We start from the raw sequence: 17,244 nt of genomic DNA on the forward strand, positions 1-17,244 counted from the left end.
AAGTACCGAGGATTCCTCAATACTTTAATACTTCAGATTACCCACTACTAAACCTCCAACTTTCCACTCATTAGGCGTGGGAGCAAAAGGTCGCGTTGTTTAATTAAATTTTGGTTTTTAACCTTATTACTACTTATGCTATCAAGGATCGGCTTAACTACAGCTTCAAATGCAGTTAGGAGTTCATTTGAAGGAAGCAAAACTTTGATCCGTTTCATATCCTTTATAGGCAGCTGTGGTTGAGCAGAGCCAGAAGAAAACAAATTAAATAACTGCTGAACTGAACTACTCCTTAACAATAAATACAAAAATGATACGTTTATGCTGCTAATATTCGGTCTAATAATAACCATTCCAGAATTAATTCTAACATTATCGTATGGAACTAAACTATTATAAAGAGCAACATTACCAACAGTTCCCCTAGTTGTTATAATTATATCATTCCTGTTTAACTTTCCTTTTTTCAGCTTACTATCTTTTTCTTGTGTAATAAAATTGTTTTTGGAATAATCAAATCCATTAGATGTAATGTTTCCTGCATTCAAAAAAAGACAAAATCCCTCATCAAGCATCTCGTTTTGATTAGGATAATTAACGCCTCTATCACCATCAATTATTTCTAACATTTCACTAAACCTTTTCACTTCCCATCCATCCGGTATCCCTTTTATGAAATGGGCTTTTTCGTAGCCAGGAAAATGGAACCGTATAAACCAATCCTTAAATATTTGCTGAGCAACTTGCTCTAACAGATCTATTCTACGGTTGTTATTCTCAATTAGATCGTCATAATCAGATAATATGTCTGCTATTTTTTTTTGGATTGGTAGGGGTGGAATATTACCCTTTAATTTATGAACTAAATTCCGATTAAGTCCCGGCACAGCAGCATCATTATTATATGACTCTAGATGTAATGTATTTAAGTAATAATAAACGAACTTTTTATCTGCGTTATGAAACTCGTCAATGTAAAATGCTGTGTCGATCGCAAAAAAAGGTGTCTCGCTATAATATACACTACCAACCGTACCCTTTCTTCCAACCACTATACCATTTGTGCATAATGTATCATCCGAATATCCGCAAACTCCACCTGAGGAATAAACTTTAAAATCCCCCTTTATTCTTTTCTCGGCGGTTAGGGCCTTTCCATATTTTAATGTAAATATTTCTCCTAACTTCCTCACTTGCCACATCACTCACTCACCAAAGACAACAAATTCTCCGTTATCTTCCTTTCAAGCTCTTGTGAAGTGCTGTTCAGTACTGTCAGTTCCGCGTTAATTCGTAGCATCTCTGCATTAAACTCTTCTTTCGTCATACCATCTTCTTCTATGACGACGCCAACATAACGCCCTGGGTTAAGCGAATAATCCTGCTCGGCTATTCCGTCCTCACCATCAATCTTAGCAACTTTGCAAAGTCCGATAACATCACAATATTTACCCTCTGGGAAACGTTCCATTAGCCAGTCTATATTAGACTGCCAATATGTCTTGTCACTTTCTTTTTCAGCATTTTCAAGGTTAATCTTATATTCATTAATAAGGCTGTCAAAGGCTTCTGTTTTACCCTCATATAGTCTTGAGATGATGCCTAGATTCTTTATTTGCTCGTCACTGAATTTAACGTGCGCTCTATCAATGACAGTAAACACGTTTCTTGCATCAATGAATAGGATCTCATCCTTTTTCTTCTTCTGTCTGTCAAAGAACCACAGCGTTGCAGGTAAGCTCACTGTACTAAACATGTTCTTGGGCATGGTTAGTATTTGACTGATTAACCCTTCTTCAATGAGCTTCTTCCTAATATCCTTCTCGCTATGACCTGCATCAGATGCAGAGTTCGCCATAACAAGGGCTGCACGCCCCTTTTCATTAAGAGCGGTTGCAAACATATTGATCCAAAGATAATTAGCGTTCGGCACAGTTTCAGATTGATCCTTTTTGGCTTTCTTCGTTTTGTTCTGTGGTACACCATAGGTATTAAAACGTAGCTGATCCTTAACTGAATCAAGCTCTACTACATCCACATTAAATGGGGGATTTGCCATTACATAATCAAAGGCACCCACACAATCATAAGGATCTACATAATAAGAGTTTGCTTCAGTAATTGTACCTCTAATGTTATTAAGGGCAAGGTTCATTTTTGCAAGTTTAACGGTTGCTCCTGTCTTTTCTACACCATAGGCACGCAGATTGATATCATTCCCATTTTGTTTATGCTCCTTAATGTAATGGGCTGTCTGGACAAACATTCCCCCAGAACCACAGGCAGGATCTAATATTTTCCCTCCTGTAGGGGCAAGAACCTCAACCATGTAACGTACAACGCTTGATGGCGTAAAGAATTCCCCGCCGCCCTGACCTTCTGCAAGAGCAAAATTCCCAAGAAAGTACTCGTATATCTCGCCAAATAGATCTATGCTAATGTCCTCTGGAATGTCCTTGAAATTCTTAAGTAGTTTTTTCAAAACGGTCTTGTCTTCCTTACCGTTAATGTTGTAATACTCGTCCTTCGGTAGGGTTCCTTCAAGCTCTGATGTAAACTTCTCAACTGCAACCATAGCTTCCTTTACCTTCTGTGCTAAGTTCTCGCTCTCCGGTAAATTAAGTAGATGGTTATATTTTGCTTCATCGGGAAGATAGAATCCGCATTTTTCAATCGCTATTTCATGTACTTCGCGCTCTATCCGGGTACCTTTTAGTCTATTATATTCAGCGTTAATCTCCACTTCATATTGTGAGTATTTGCTCTCAGCAAAACGTAGGAAGATAAGCCCCAAAATAGGAGTGGCATATTCTGTGGATTTTAGTCCAGAATTCGCTCTAAGTTGATCTGCAGCTGACCATAGATCAGCTTTAAGTTTTTTGAATTCTTCGTTAGTCATTTGTAAGCCCCTTTGGTGTCAGTTCATAAAAGTTATTTTATTCCAATTTAGAAAGAGTAAATCACTTATTTCCCCCTCAAAATAATTCATTATTCTCTATTGGGGTTTAATCTATATTAACTTGCTTCATCTATTATATATCAACCATGTAAATATTTGCAGACTGACATTACGATTAATAAAACTATAATCTTGATATACAAATCGACCAAACCAATCAATAATTTACAAACATCAAAAAATAAATATTACACTTCGAGTGTCTTCAGTCAGAGATACGAAATTTCATTTATGAAAAGGATTATAAAAAAGGATCACTCTGTTGAAGAGCGACCCGCATAAACTTGGGATTATTGCTTATTAAATTTAATATCATTGAGAGCCGCAATTAGCCAATGATATCAAAGCTTGTCCTTAGGTGCTTATTATTCATCCTGAGCGATGTATGAAATAATATGCTCATCAGCGTGAATTCGCTTGTAGCTTCCTTCTGGTAACCCTTCGAGAAGCCCGTCGTTTTGCTCCATCTTATATAATACAAAGACTTGTTGGGTTTTGCCCAATTTCAAAAGTTCCTTCATCAATTCTTTCGCACTACTAAGATCAGCATTCTGCTGTGCAGGCTCGTCGAATACTAAAAACCCCAAATTATTACCATAATTCATCGAGACCTTCTGTAATGCAATAATGTATGACCAAATGATTCGAATGGTATCACTTGCAGATGAGTCAGCATTTAGATCAAATCCTTGAACGCTTGGAAGATAGTTATAGTCCTCAATAAAAATATTGCTGATAGTTGTAGATTCAAAGTTGAAATTTGTAAGTAATCGTTTAAATTCCTCATTCAAATTTTTCAATATTTTTTTGTCATTATTATTGATAAAGTTAGATGGGAGTTCATCTAACTTCGCTTTGTTAATAGCCCACTGTGTCCCTATATTTCTTAGTTGTAACCAGAATGTATCCACATCATCTTCAAGTTCAATTAAGTTTGTTTTCATAACTTTAAGATCCACAATTTGCTGAACATAACTCTGTGATATTGCCTTATTATTTGATATCATATCCGATTTGATAATTCGAATTCTTGATGATATATTTTCGATACGTTCTTCTAATTTGACTATTAACTCTTTCTTAGACCGCACCAAGTCAAATTGTGCGCTATGAGTGAATTGGAGCATAGATTTTTCATTATCGAGATGCATTATCGATTCATCGATTGTCATCACTTTGGATTCATCACTTTGTTCAAATAAAGTATCGTCAATTCTTTGTCCACATGTAGGACATTTTGATTTTGTAATATTTGAATTTTCTAACGAACCTAGTTTAATAAGTTTCCTTAAGTCTTTATTTTCAACTAAATCCTTATTAATTGAATTAATTCTTGCTTCAATAGTATCCAATTGTTCTTGTTCAAGGGCTAAATCATTTCGAGTCTCCGTTAATTTAAGTGAGAAATTTTCAAGTAATTCACTTAGCTCATTTAGCTCACGATTCAAAGCGTCGCTTCTGTTTTCAATAAGTGGTTCAGACAGATTATCAAGCTCATCAACTTCTGCTTGAATTTTATTAATCACTTCTCTAATTAAAATCTTTGTATCATCTTCCCTTAAGTGAATTATTGGATTTTCATTTTCTGAGATAACATACGGATTCTCTTTCAAGCCTTCGATTGTGAACCCTGTTTTTTTCCTTATTCGAGAGATAATACTTTGACATACAACATTCCACTCAGTTTCTGTTTGCTTCAACTTTGCTTTTGCAATATTATATTTTCTCTCCGTTTCTAGCACGGACAATCCAAGCACATATTCAAGCACCCGTTTTTTCGAGTCCTTAATTTTATAATAATTAGGCATTGTTGCAAGGATATTCGTCCATCCTTTTTTTTGCTCTATGTAAAAACACGAGGCAATTGTTTGAATATATAATGGAACAGTATCACCATCATATGTTGAAACAGTTGGTAATTCCAAACCAATAAATTTCTCAAGGAAAGCATGGAATCCCCTTAAATTTTTTGCTGCACCACCATCATGGACAAAATAGTCAGTGAAGGAGCACTCTTTATTCACAACTTCATCAAGTGTCGAGTTATACACACTAACTAATTTAACTTTTCTGTCATTGTGCTTTGGACTTCGTTGTATAGTAATAACATCACCATGAGAATTCTCAATCTCTAAGTAAATGTCTGACTGAACTACGATTTTCTCTTCACCATTTTTTTCGATGAGTGATCTTAATACTGGTTTTATTGCCCTCTCATTCTTATGTCCAAGAATCTCCTCTAATCCTAAACAAAACAAGATTGTTTCTCCTATAGTACTTTTTCCTTTTGTATTAGTGTAAGAACTAATTATATTTAGCCCAGAATCAAATGTATCTCTAAATTCTAAAACTTCATCTGCAGTATTCACTCTTATGTAAAGCTGATTCATTTTTATCATTAGATACTACCTTTCTCCAATATGCTTAATAATTTAGCATCAGATAGCCTCTTCTTTATTTTCGATAGCTGACTTTTTTCGTATGCAAGGAGACTTTCATCTATACTAAGTTCTTCAAAAAGTGCGACTCCCTTTTCTGTTAAAACCAACTTCCCTGTTTTACTGTACTCTGTTAGCCTCTCAGCATTGCTGTAGCTAACTACTCTACTCAACAAAGGATTATATCTCCAATTTTTAACGAATTTATAGCCGTCATTATTTATTAACCAATTTAAATAATCAAACAGTGTTTCATTTTCTAAGGCATCAGAGACTATTTGAATTTTTAGAATAGAACTACCACTTTTCGTAGATGCCATTCCTAGTATTAACACTAATCTAGATACTTGAAATATTACTCTGTATTTATAAGTAATATGAATAGGTCTATTCGTAAAATTTAAGTCAGTGATATACTCTTTTATTGACTCCAGCTCATTAATCATAATTATCCTCCAAAATCAAGAGGACATAGCATTAGCCATTCTGCAATAATCCTCTTCGACAACTGTTCAATCCCTGCATTTTCAAAATTTTCTCCTAATCCTTCTATCAGTGAGTCAAGTAGCTCTTGCTGGATTTTTTGGTACAGTTTATCTTTAGGTAATTGAGACAACAAACACTCGTCTTCAATTCTCTCACCTAGTCCCAGTTTAATTCTATTAAACCTACTGTACTGTTCAGGAAATCTTCCCTCTAACTTTTCAATAACCTTCATTCCACGCTGAAAATAGAAAACAAAGTTTTCTACAATTTTATCAGTTCTTCTATTCTTTTCTTCATCAGACATTGGTTGAATATCAACAAGCGAACGAATTTTCCGTCTTAAATTTTTAATATGATCAGAGTCACATTCATCCCAGTTTATTCTTTTAGGTTCTTCAACGGAAATATCAATTTTATATTCCATCAGAAGCATATGTCTCCTAAGCTCAATACTGAAATCTGTATGCTCTTTGATTAAGACTTTAAAATTAGAGTCCAGATGATCTAGATCTAGAACTTGATATTCTTTCTCCTTAGTTCTGCAATGCGCTACAAGGCTTTTATCCTTAAATTCTGGTGTGATTAGGTGCCATTCCATAATCTTTTGAGCTCCCAGTACCTTCTTTAATTGCTTCTCATAAGTAACTAACTTCTTTAAATCTGTCGTAATTTTACTTATTTGCTTTGTTGTCAGTACTTTTGTCTCGTACTGACTCTCTGGACAGTAACACTGAAATACTTTTCCTGAGTTGACCGTTAAACCTTCAATACCGCTATCTCCGCTTACATTGGCTGGCATTCTTTGATATAGTTCATTTTCATATTTATCCTTTAAGCAACGCTGTATTATTGCTTCCCAAGAGTTACCGTCAAACTCACCTATATCAATTTTATACATCTTTAACCTCTCTATATCGAAGAATTAACAAATCTTCTAACACAATAGTCTTAGCTTTCATTCTATATTCACTTAAAGATGATTTTGTCACAAAAGTGACTGTACCCGTGTTGACATACCTAACTTCAATTGTCTCAGTAAGCTCATCCAAAAAAAGTACCTCTACCTCTTTAGCATCAATATATAATTGCTTTAATGACCTCGTTGCATCTTTAATTGCAGAAAAAGTCATATAATCACCTTCCATTTAAGTACATGATACCATATGCCATTAATCCCAGATATATCTAATCATATATATGTCGGAGGATATCTTAGTTCAATTTATTTCAAAAAACTCTACTGAATAGATACTTTCTCCAGCTAAACCTATCTTCTAATTGGATTGCCTAAACAGTGAGGCTTATAGATTCAGTTAGTTTAGCCATAAATTTAGCCGTCATTTATGGTACGGTTCCCCCCGATTTATCTTCACCGCGCGATAAATCTGCTCCACCAGTACCAGGCGCATGAGCTGATGGGGCAGCGTCATGCGCCCGAAGCTCATGCGCTGCTGCGCGCGGCGCATAACCTCATCGGAGAGCCCATGGCTCCCTCCGATAACGAACACGACATGGCTCGTCCCATAGGTACCGAGCCGGTCAATCTCTGCGGCAAGCTCTTCCGAGCTCCACAGCTTGCCGTCGATCGCGAGCGCAATAACATGCGCTTCGCTCTTTATGTGCGCGAGGATGCGTTCCCCCTCGCGTGCCTTAACAATACCGACTTCTGCCTCGCTCAGAGAGTCGGGTGCTTTTTCATCTGCCACCTCAATCACCTGAAACTTCAGATACGGTGTCAGCCGTTTAGCATACTCCGCGATGCCACCCATCAAATACTTTTCCTTCAATTTTCCTACACCAATAATTTGAATAAGCATAAGTGCCTCCTGTTATAGATCCTCTGTAGAAATAGCAAAAGGACGCGTACTAGGCGTCCCTTGTAGTTTTAGTAAGTACTTTCTTTTCTATCACATTTTAGATGAAAAAGAAACGGGAAATAAACCGGGCTTGCATATTCCCTAACGGTCCCTTCCCTCAAGAATTCCTTGGATCTCCTGATCCCTCGTTTTCCTGCTTAGTCGGAATCTCCTGAATCCTCCACCTATTCCCCGTCTCTTTAGGTTCAATCCATCCCCTATTTACTATCGCATGATGAGACATGGTCGATTTAGCGATTGGAACGTTGAAGCCGCTCACGTTATACTTATTCCACGCAAAAACGCCCTACAGCCCTTTTGGGACTGCAAGGCGTTTTTTTATAAGTCTTAAAGGTCTCTTAGACCACCAAATATTCAGCGTTCTTCTCACATTGGGTGCACTTTGCCGGCGGGTCCCAGTCAGAGAATTCCGTTTCCTTCAAATCCACTACATCTGGTGCATCTTCATACTCGTCCACAAACAAATCAATAGCTAATTCCACATGTTCTTTACATACTACATACATTCAACCAAGCATCCCTTTCTGTGCCGCTACGGCCTAATACTCCTTCTATTGTTCTACCATACTTCCCACGAAAATGGAACTCCTATCTATCCATTCCAGCGATCTGTTCATCCATTGTCTATATTCTTGCCCTTCACCAAAAAAAGATTCCTCCCACCCCGAAGGGCAGAAGGAATCTCATCACTTCTCTCTCTATTTTCTATAAATATTATTTTAAACTCTCCATCCTACCCTAGAAACTCCACCGGACGATCCAGCTCATATAATCTGCGGTAACGCGGTTCTTTTTTCATCAGCTCAGCATGGGTTCCACGCATTTCTACCGAGCCATTTTCCATAAAAATCACTTCATCCATCTGCTCCGCACCGACCAAATGATGCGTTACCCAAATTAGTGACTTACCCTTCATGGCTTCGAACATTGTCTTCAAAAGATCACGTTCCGTCCGCGGGTCCAACCCTACAGTCGGTTCGTCGAGTATGACAACAGGTGTATTTTGCAGCAAAATACGAGCTAACGCTATCCGCTGACGCTCTCCACCAGAGAATCGTTGCCCTGCTTCACGGACAAAGGTATCATATCCATCTGGCAACGAGGAGATCAACGTATCCATTTTGGCTAAGGCGCCAGCTTCTTTAATGGCTTGTTCGGAAGCCTTCGGATCACCCATACGAATATTGTTGGCTACCGTAGTGTCAAATAAGTGTGGGCTCTGATTAAGCACCGCTATAATAGAAGGAATATGCTCACCATAGGCATCTGCAGCGATACCATTAATCGTAACCGAGCCGTCAGAAGGCTCAATAACACCTTGAATAGCCTTTAATAACGTCGATTTACCCGCACCACTTCGGCCGATGATCGCAATCTTTTTACCTTGTGGAATGTCGAGGCTGAGATCGCGAACCGACCAGTTAGCCTCTGAACCATAGTAGTAACCTACATTTTCGAGCTTGATGTGAGCACTCTTCATGGCCTGAGGTAGAGCATCGACTACAGTTACTTTTTCAGAGACGATGTTCTGCTCAGTTCCATTTACACCAGACAATCGCTCTAAGGAGTTACGGTACTGCGGGATTTTCTCCACCGCTTCAGACACTGGCAGAAAGGCATCTGCTACAGGAAAAACAACCAGTACGAACGCCGCAATCAATGTGCCCGCAATAGCACCATCTGCAAACTCTCCAGCGGCCCAATACAGCATAGAAAGCACGCCAATCCCAATTACCGCTTGCCCAATGAACGTACGAAGGCGTGCCCAACTGCGCAGCGCTGCATCGGTTTGGGCTACTTTTCTCTCATCTGCTTCATAAGTGTCTACGAACTGGCTTTGCCGCCCACTAATGACCCAATCACCCATGCCAAGCACGGCGTCAGTCAGCTTTTGATAAAGACGATTACGCTCTACTTTCACTTCACGTTGGCGCTTCTGTGTGAAGAGCAGAGATAAGAACGGCAACACCACTACTAACACCAATATATACAGAGCCATCAATAGCGCAAAAGCGATATCAAAAGTACCCAGTGCAATCACAGCAGCCCCGTAAATCAGCAAAGCAATGACGCTTGGAAATACGGTGCGCAGATATACATTTTGTAAATATTCAATATCATCCGCAAGCATCCCGAGAATATCCCCAGTGCGGAAACGTGAGGACAGAAACAACGCTTGAGGCTCCAAAATATTGTACAAACGCACACGCATCTTAGATAAAATTCGCAAAATCGTGTCATGCCCAACTAGGCGTTCCACATAATGAATCACAGCCCGACTCGTCCCGAACGTCCGCACACCGACAATCGGTACATAGATCATTAGTATATTTTCGACAGGTGTAGATGCTTTTGAGATCAGAAATCCTGAGGTATACATTAATGATGAGGCTGTAAAAATCGTCAATGCCCCAAGCACGATAATAAGCACAAAACGCCAAAAATACGACGATACATACGGAGCAAACCATCCTTCACGTTTCAATGGATTCCCTCCAATTGCGACCCAATCAACTCATAATACGCACCCTTGCGGGCAAGCAACTCCTGATGGGTACCGATTTCTGCCACTTGTCCTTGCTTCATTACTACAATAATGTCCATATCCAGCATCCAGTGCAGGCGATGTGTTGCCAAAAAGACCAGCTTATCTTCAAAAAGAGGCACCATCGTCTCCTTCAGCTCATATTCGGTCTCAATATCCAGATGTGCCGTTGGCTCATCTAATAACATAATCGGACGACTGCTGAGTAAGGCTCGAGCCAGCGCAACCCGCTGCTCCTGCCCACCACTGAACGAACGACCTCCGCCGCCGATCATTTCATCCAAGCCATTCGGAAGGGTCGCCACCAGCTCTGATAATCCGGTAGCTTTCACAGCTGCAGACACAGCTTCCATAGAGGCCTCAGGGTAATAGAAGCGAATATTATCAGCCAATGTACCGCTAAAAATATAAGGACGCTGTGGGATATACGAAGTCTGCTTTCGCCAAGCCTCATCCGTTAATGCGCTAACCGTTGTACCGTTAACCGTGATACTTCCTGAAGTAGGGTGCAAAAAGCCCCCTAATATATCCACTAACGTAGATTTACCGGCCCCGCTCTCTCCGATAATCCCAATTTTGCTTGCTCCTTTAAATTGCAGGTTCACCGCTTCCAGCGAAGAAAGACCGGCTTCCTCGTATTTCACACTGACATCCTTTAATGTAAGTACGCTATTTTTATGCCAAGTGAATATCTTTTCTGATGTTTTTGATGCAGAATCCAAGGCTTGATTACCATTAGAACCTACTACTTCAGCTTTCACTTCATCCTGATCTATAATGCTCTTCATTGCCTCAGCAGCTTCCTTTCCATCGAGAGTAGCATGGAAATCTGAACCCACCAATCTGACAGGCAAGAAATATTCCGGTGCCAAGATCAGAATGGTTAAGCCCGTAACAAGCGTCATCTGATCGTTGACAAGACGCAGGCCGAGACTTACTGCAACGGAAGCAACGGATAACATCGTAAAGAAGTCCAGTGCAAATGAGGACAAAAAAGCTACTCGTAGTGTACGCATCGTCGCCGAGCGATATCGATCGCTGACCGTGGCAATACTCGTGCTATGACTACGACTGCGGCCCAGAAATTTCAGCGTTTCTAGCCCACGGAGGGAGTCTACAAAATGATTAGATAAGGTACGATAAGATTTCAGCTGACGGTCCATCTGCTTACGAGCCGTCATCCCGATCAAAATCATAAAGACAATAATAATCGGCATGGTGATCGTAAGAATAATCCCGCTCGCGGTATCCATCGTGTAGATATAAATAAGCACCAGAATCGGTGTAATTGACATCCCTACCATTCTAGGGATAATCGCTTCTAAGTATGTGCGGAACTTTGTTACGCCTTCCAGCACAAGTGTAACAAGATCCCCGGTTCCACGCCCACCCACCATTCTGGGTCCGAGCTGGAAGAGCTTATCCATCATTTCCCTCCGCATGTTACTGCCCGTTTCTTCCGCAAAGCGGTAAGAGATACGGCTCATCAGCATGGCGCAAGCATGGCGCACTAGAAATGCAAGAAGGAACAATAGCGAAGTAGCCCATTGTTCCTTCAGAGGTTCTCCCGCAAATAGCGCAGAGATGACTTCTGCTAGCCACTTGGCCAGCAGAAGTATGGACATGCTTTGCACCAGGGTAAGGAGGCCAACGATCAGAAAGACCGGTTTAACTCCTTTATACCCAAGCAAATTTTTATCCATTAGTATTCAAGATGCTCCTTCTCGTGAACGCGTTTATGAAAGACAAAGTAACTCCAAATTTGATATCCCAATACGAATGGAAGGATGGTCAGTGCCACAATCGTCATTACCTTTAAAGAGTAATGTCCCGAAGCCGCATTGGTGATTGTCAAATTAAAGGCTTGATCGATTGAACTAATCATAACACGTGGGAATAGTCCTACAAAGACTGAAGTTACCGACAACGCCATTACAGCTCCTGTCATTCCAAAAGCGTAGCCATCCTTCTTCTTCTTCATAAAATAACCCGATAGCACAAAAGCGATAATTCCGAGCGCTACAATAATCATAAGAACCGTTCCGCGCTGCTCGAAGATATCAGTCATATTATAAGTCATAATCACAAAAGCAGTAAACAAAACTGCAAGTGGGATCAGCAATCTTTGTGCCATCTTCCGAGCACGAGCCTGTAGATCACCCACTGTACGCAGTGTTGTGAACATGAGACCATGCACCAAACAGAGAAGAACTACCGTAAGACCTGCTACTACAGTATATACATTCACGATATCTGTGAAGCCTGCGTACATTTGCATATCGCCATCAATAGGTAAACCTTTAATAAAGCTGGCGAACACTACTGCAAGGAGGAACGGTGGGAGGAAGCTGCCAATAAAGATACAAGCATCCCAAGTTCTTTTCCAAGCTAAAGAATCTCGTTTACCTCTGAATTCAAAAGCGACGCCACGCGCAATCAAGGCTAATAAAGCAAAGACAAAAGGAATATAGAATCCGCTAAACAGCGTTGCATACCATTCCGGAAAAGCCGCGAACATTGCGCCCGCACCCGTTAGTAGCCATACCTCATTAGCATCCCAGAAAGGTCCGATAGAGTTAATCAGTACCCGGCGCTCTGTATCATTTTTAGCCAGAATCTGTGTTTCCATCCCTACGCCGAAATCAAAACCCTCCAGAAAGAAGAACCCTATAAACAGAACTGCAATCAGCACAAACCACAATTCATTAAGAGATATCATTGGGCGCCCTCCTCATTATATGGATCATGCGAATCCCCGTGATCGTTATCCATCGCATAAGGACCTTTTTTAATTACTTTCATAAACAAACCAATCAGTACTAATCCGAGAATTGCGTAAATCGTTGTAAAAGAAATAACAGAGAATAGAACCTGACCGCTCGTAATATTAGGCGACACACTGTCTTCCGTGGTCATCAGTCCGAATACCGTCCATGGCTGACGCCCGAATTCGGTCATGACCCAACCCGCTGTATTCGCGATTGGAGGAAGCAGTAATCCCCATAGCATAAACCGCATAAACCAGGTGTTTGGACGGTCCATTTTTTTGCGCCACATTAAATACATAGCGTACATACCCAGTACAATCATTAACGTTCCTGCTAGAACCATGATCCGGAAACTCCAGAATGTCGTACGTACAGGTGGAATATAGTCACCGGGGCCATAGGTTTGCTCATACTCAGCTTGCAGTTCAAGCATACCTTTAACTTCACCGGAAAATTTACTGTATGAAAGGAAGCTCAGCATATACGGAATTTGAAATTCTCCAGTACTTTCTTGCTTCTCTGGATCAATATTTGCCCATACGGTCCAAGGCGCTGGGTCACCACTCTTACCCCATAGTCCTTCGGAAGCCGCCATCTTCATAGGTTGAGTCTCAACCAAATACTGTGCTTGCGCATGGCCTGCCACGGCTACACCGATAGAAGAAATAATACCTACGATAGCTGCAATTTGAAAAGATTTCTTAAAGAAAGATACATCTTGTTTCTTCAATATCTTGTAGGCACTAATACCCGTTACTAGGAAGGCACCTGTTGCATACGCAGCAAGAACCGTGTGCGGGAATTCAACCAACAATTGTCCGTTCGTAATAAGCGCGAAGAAATCATTCATTTCTGCACGACCATTATTAATCGCAAATCCTACTGGATGCTGCATAAAGGAGTTTGCTGCCAGGATCCAGAAAGCAGATAACATCGTACCGAATGCTACCAGCCAGATAGAGGCCAAGTGCACTCTCTTGGACACTTTGTCCCAGCCAAATATCCAGATTCCAATAAACGTAGACTCCAGAAAAAAGGCTGCCAATGCTTCTACTGCAAGCGGAGCCCCGAAGACATCACCCACAAAACGTGAATAATCAGACCAGTTCATCCCGAACTGAAATTCCTGTAAAATCCCTGTAACTACCCCTACTGCAAAATTGATGAGGAACAGCTTTCCCCAGAACTGCGCCATTCTTTTGTACTCTTCATTGCCTTTTCTAACGTACATGGTCTCCATAATGGCAATCAAGAGCGCTAGTCCGATTGATACCGGTACAAAGAAATAGTGGAATATTGTCGTCGACGCAAATTGTATACGCGACAGCATTACTGTATCCATATTTTTCCCTTCCTTCTCCCCTTTTCGTTAATTATATTGTGTCAAAAATTTAAACGTCTTTTTGTGATTAATGTCACACAAAGGGGTGTATTTAACGGTAAAATTCAAATGATTTGTGACAAAAATCACAATTTACCATAAAAAAAGCAAAAAAAATAAGACGGTTTAACCGTCTTGAAGTTGTTCACTGCTCTATAACAAGCTTGACTCATAAAGGCATTGGTTAGGTAATGGAAATACCCTTCTTCAGCGATTTGAGATCGCCATTCGAATTAAGCAATTGTGGTAGCATCTTCGTGCTGCGAACCATTGGAGAGTCACATAGACGGCAAGAAGGCGCATGTTCAAATGCGAAATTATCCCTCATCCATCCGTTGCATCCATCATTGGTACACGCCCAAATCGCGGTATTTTCTTCCGGTATTTCTTCCAAAGGTTTCTTCCGGTAGTTCATTGCCGTTCCTCCCATCCTGTAAGTCAATAGTGACTAACTAGATATAAAAAGACCGTCCCAACTTTCAAAAAGCTGGGACGGTTTCTTCTATTATTACAGTTTTACAACGTTTTCGGCTTGTGGTCCACGGTTGCCTTGAACAACGTTGAATTCAACGCGTTGGCCTTCGTCCAAAGTTTTGAAGCCGTCGCCAGTGATTGCGCTGAAGTGAACGAATACGTCGCTTCCGCCTTCAACTTCGATAAATCCGAATCCTTTTTCTGCGTTGAACCATTTAACTGTACCTGTTTGCATGTGTGTTACCTCCACAAATTTAAATTAATATGTTCTTTTTATCTTCAAACAAAGAAAAAATTCACACATTGAAAAAGGTTGTATTGCCAAATATAACAGCCCTTTTCAATGCGAAAATTAGGGACTAAATGTATGATTGATATCATATTACCACACCTGATTAGCAAAGGCAAGCTGGCATCCGGATTTATCCGTTTCTACCCTAATAAGTATTACCTTCCAATGTAAGGGTTGCCAGTCAGCCCAAAATTCATTAAATCAGCTTATAATTGCCATATTTATCAAATATTTAGAAGAAACAGATCCCCGATAGCGATACAAAGTATCGCTATTTCAGGAAGGTCTACCTTCACAACTGAAGGGGTAGTCCGTTCTACTTGTCATTACTGCTATATCATTATATGCCGACTTTCGGTATATTATTCCTCTGGTTTTTCAAGAAGTTTAACTGTCGTCTGATTGACCTTCCCATTTCGGTAATAGGTGATCTTCAGATCCTCGCCAATCTTCGTTTGATTATATAAATACTTGCGAAGGGAGAGTGTGGATGTAATAGGCTCATCATTAAATTTTGTAATTACATCATTAAATTGTATTCCGGCTTCCTTTGCAGGTCCAACAGCATCCAGAACGACTACCCCATCCTTAACATTATTCGGTAGGTTCAGTTCCTTACGTTGATCCTCTGCAAGAGGAACGTAAGGATTATTTAAATCTACGGAATATACACCTAAGTAGGACCGGGCAATACGCCCTTTTTCAGCCAGTTCATTTGCGGTATCTATCACATGGTTAGCTGGAATTGCAAACCCTAGACCCTCTACACCTGCATCGGAGATTTTCATCGTGTTAATACCGATGACTTTACCATCCAGATCCACAAGTGCTCCGCCGCTATTACCTTCATTAATCGCCGCATCGGTCTGAATGACCTCTTGCTCCCAGTCATATACGCCGTCCTGATTTAAGGATACAGGAACCTTCCGTTCAGTATAGCTGACAATCCCTGAGGTCAATGTGTCTCCAAGTCCTAAAGGGTTACCAATGGCAATGACTGTTTCACCTAGGCGAAGCTTGGAGGAATCTCCTAGCTGTGCGATCGTATTGATACCCTTAGCATCAATAGAAAGAACTGCGATATCACTCACTTTATCCGTGCCAACAAGTGTAGCTTTACGTGTCTCACCATCTACTGTTACGACCTCAAGATTGCCGGAGTCTTCGATAACATGGTTATTAGTAATAATAAATGCTTTATTATCCACCTTTTTATAAATCACTCCAGAGCCTAATGCTGACTCATCCAGAATGTTCAATTCTTTATTATCTTCCTTATGATTGATAATACTTACTACTGCAGGACGAACCGTAGCAGCGGCTTGAATGATACGGTCAAACGGATCACTGCTTGGAGTAACCTCCCCAGTTGTTGCTACAGACTTCGGAGCAGTTTCATGACTCATTTGTCCAGTAAGCACACTGAATAAGAACACTGCCACCACAGCACTGATTAAGGAGCAGACGGCGGATATTTGCCAAGTGGATAAACCCTTGCGCGATCTTCGCACAGAATGCTTACGGTTTGCAAATGATCCCTTTGATGCTTCATCCCCTCTGGACCGTGATACTTTAGTTGAATAGAAATCGTCATCAAACAATCCCACCGAAAATCTCCCCCTTCTATTGCCAAGCGTCCACAGTCTCTAAAACTTGAACCTAGCAATCACATCCCAAGCATAAACGCCTGTGCCGTCCTTAATGGAACGAAACGCATTTATGCGAGAATTACAAGACATACAAGAACCTTAAATGCAAAACACTTATGTTCTAATATTTCATCACATATTACTGCATACTTTTAGACTCTCACAATCACTAAAAGGTTTCACTTTATCCATTAACCCCACAATAGTTTCAGTTAATCGAAAGAATATTAGAATCTTTCAATATATCTTCTCTATTAGGAATATTTTGCAACTTAAAAGACTACAATAATAGAAATGTTCCTTAAATTTAGGTTTTGCTCATTATGTCTACAATTGTATCACAGGCAACCCTCAATTCGTGATTTTCCTGAGGTA

At 40.3% G+C, this 17,244-nt stretch carries 15 protein-coding genes; all 15 read right to left on the reverse strand.

The features are described from left to right. Positions 1-47: 47 nt before the first annotated feature. Positions 48-1,202 carry a restriction endonuclease subunit S gene (locus tag NST74_RS29530; RefSeq protein ID WP_341116022.1) on the reverse strand — a complete coding sequence of 385 codons (1,155 nt, stop codon included), beginning with the start codon at positions 1,200-1,202 and terminating at the stop codon, positions 48-50. Beyond that, on the reverse strand, positions 1,202-2,899 hold the full coding sequence (locus tag NST74_RS29535) for a type I restriction-modification system subunit M (RefSeq protein ID WP_341115774.1): 1,698 nt from the start codon (positions 2,897-2,899) through the stop codon (positions 1,202-1,204). Before NST74_RS29535 ends, NST74_RS29530 begins: the two co-directional genes overlap by 1 nt. A 425-nt stretch (positions 2,900-3,324) precedes the next feature. After that, positions 3,325-5,358, reverse strand: a complete 2,034-nt coding sequence (locus NST74_RS29540; protein WP_341115775.1) for a hypothetical protein — start codon at positions 5,356-5,358, stop codon at positions 3,325-3,327. Continuing rightward, on the reverse strand, positions 5,358-5,843 hold the full coding sequence (locus tag NST74_RS29545; protein ID WP_341115776.1) for a hypothetical protein: 486 nt from the start codon (positions 5,841-5,843) through the stop codon (positions 5,358-5,360). The genes NST74_RS29540 and NST74_RS29545 overlap by 1 nt, the downstream gene beginning before the upstream one ends. 2 nt (positions 5,844-5,845) lie before the next feature. After that, positions 5,846-6,781: a hypothetical protein gene (locus NST74_RS29550; protein WP_341115777.1), complete on the reverse strand. Its 936-nt coding sequence runs from the start codon at positions 6,779-6,781 to the stop codon at positions 5,846-5,848. Then, positions 6,774-7,028, reverse strand: a complete 255-nt coding sequence (locus NST74_RS29555; protein ID WP_341115778.1) for a hypothetical protein — start codon at positions 7,026-7,028, stop codon at positions 6,774-6,776. The genes NST74_RS29550 and NST74_RS29555 overlap by 8 nt, the downstream gene beginning before the upstream one ends. A 192-nt stretch (positions 7,029-7,220) precedes the next feature. Next, on the reverse strand, positions 7,221-7,700 hold the full coding sequence (gene rlmH, locus NST74_RS29560; RefSeq protein WP_341115779.1) for a 23S rRNA (pseudouridine(1915)-N(3))-methyltransferase RlmH: 480 nt from the start codon (positions 7,698-7,700) through the stop codon (positions 7,221-7,223). Between the two features lie 398 nt (positions 7,701-8,098). Further along, a complete protein-coding gene (locus NST74_RS29565) occupies positions 8,099-8,266 on the reverse strand; it encodes a CxxH/CxxC protein (RefSeq protein ID WP_076120603.1) in 168 nt (55 codons plus the stop codon). Between the two features lie 227 nt (positions 8,267-8,493). Further along, the gene (gene cydC, locus NST74_RS29570) at positions 8,494-10,245 is read right to left on the reverse strand and encodes a thiol reductant ABC exporter subunit CydC (RefSeq protein WP_339288665.1); all 1,752 of its coding nucleotides are present in this window, start codon (positions 10,243-10,245) and stop codon (positions 8,494-8,496) included. Next, positions 10,242-12,008: a thiol reductant ABC exporter subunit CydD gene (gene cydD / locus NST74_RS29575; RefSeq protein ID WP_341115780.1), complete on the reverse strand. Its 1,767-nt coding sequence runs from the start codon at positions 12,006-12,008 to the stop codon at positions 10,242-10,244. The genes cydC and cydD overlap by 4 nt, the downstream gene beginning before the upstream one ends. After that, a complete protein-coding gene (gene cydB / locus NST74_RS29580) occupies positions 12,008-13,024 on the reverse strand; it encodes a cytochrome d ubiquinol oxidase subunit II (RefSeq protein WP_341115781.1) in 1,017 nt (338 codons plus the stop codon). Before cydB ends, cydD begins: the two co-directional genes overlap by 1 nt. After that, positions 13,021-14,415, reverse strand: a complete 1,395-nt coding sequence (locus NST74_RS29585) for a cytochrome ubiquinol oxidase subunit I (RefSeq protein ID WP_042131697.1) — start codon at positions 14,413-14,415, stop codon at positions 13,021-13,023. Before NST74_RS29585 ends, cydB begins: the two co-directional genes overlap by 4 nt. 223 nt (positions 14,416-14,638) lie before the next feature. Beyond that, positions 14,639-14,869 (reverse strand): cold-shock protein, encoded by a 231-nt coding sequence (locus NST74_RS29590; RefSeq protein WP_042131698.1) that lies wholly within the window; start codon positions 14,867-14,869, stop codon positions 14,639-14,641. Positions 14,870-14,962: 93 nt separating this feature from the next. Further along, complete coding sequence (locus NST74_RS29595; RefSeq protein ID WP_019914582.1) at positions 14,963-15,163, reverse strand: cold-shock protein; 201 nt, start codon at positions 15,161-15,163, stop codon at positions 14,963-14,965. A 419-nt stretch (positions 15,164-15,582) separates the two neighbouring features. Continuing rightward, positions 15,583-16,827 carry a S1C family serine protease gene (locus tag NST74_RS29600; RefSeq protein ID WP_042131699.1) on the reverse strand — a complete coding sequence of 415 codons (1,245 nt, stop codon included), beginning with the start codon at positions 16,825-16,827 and terminating at the stop codon, positions 15,583-15,585. Between the last annotated feature and the right edge of the window lie 417 nt (positions 16,828-17,244).

Source organism: Paenibacillus sp. FSL F4-0125 (assembly GCF_038008565.1).
Classification (GTDB): Bacteria; Bacillota; Bacilli; order Paenibacillales; family Paenibacillaceae; genus Paenibacillus_AQ.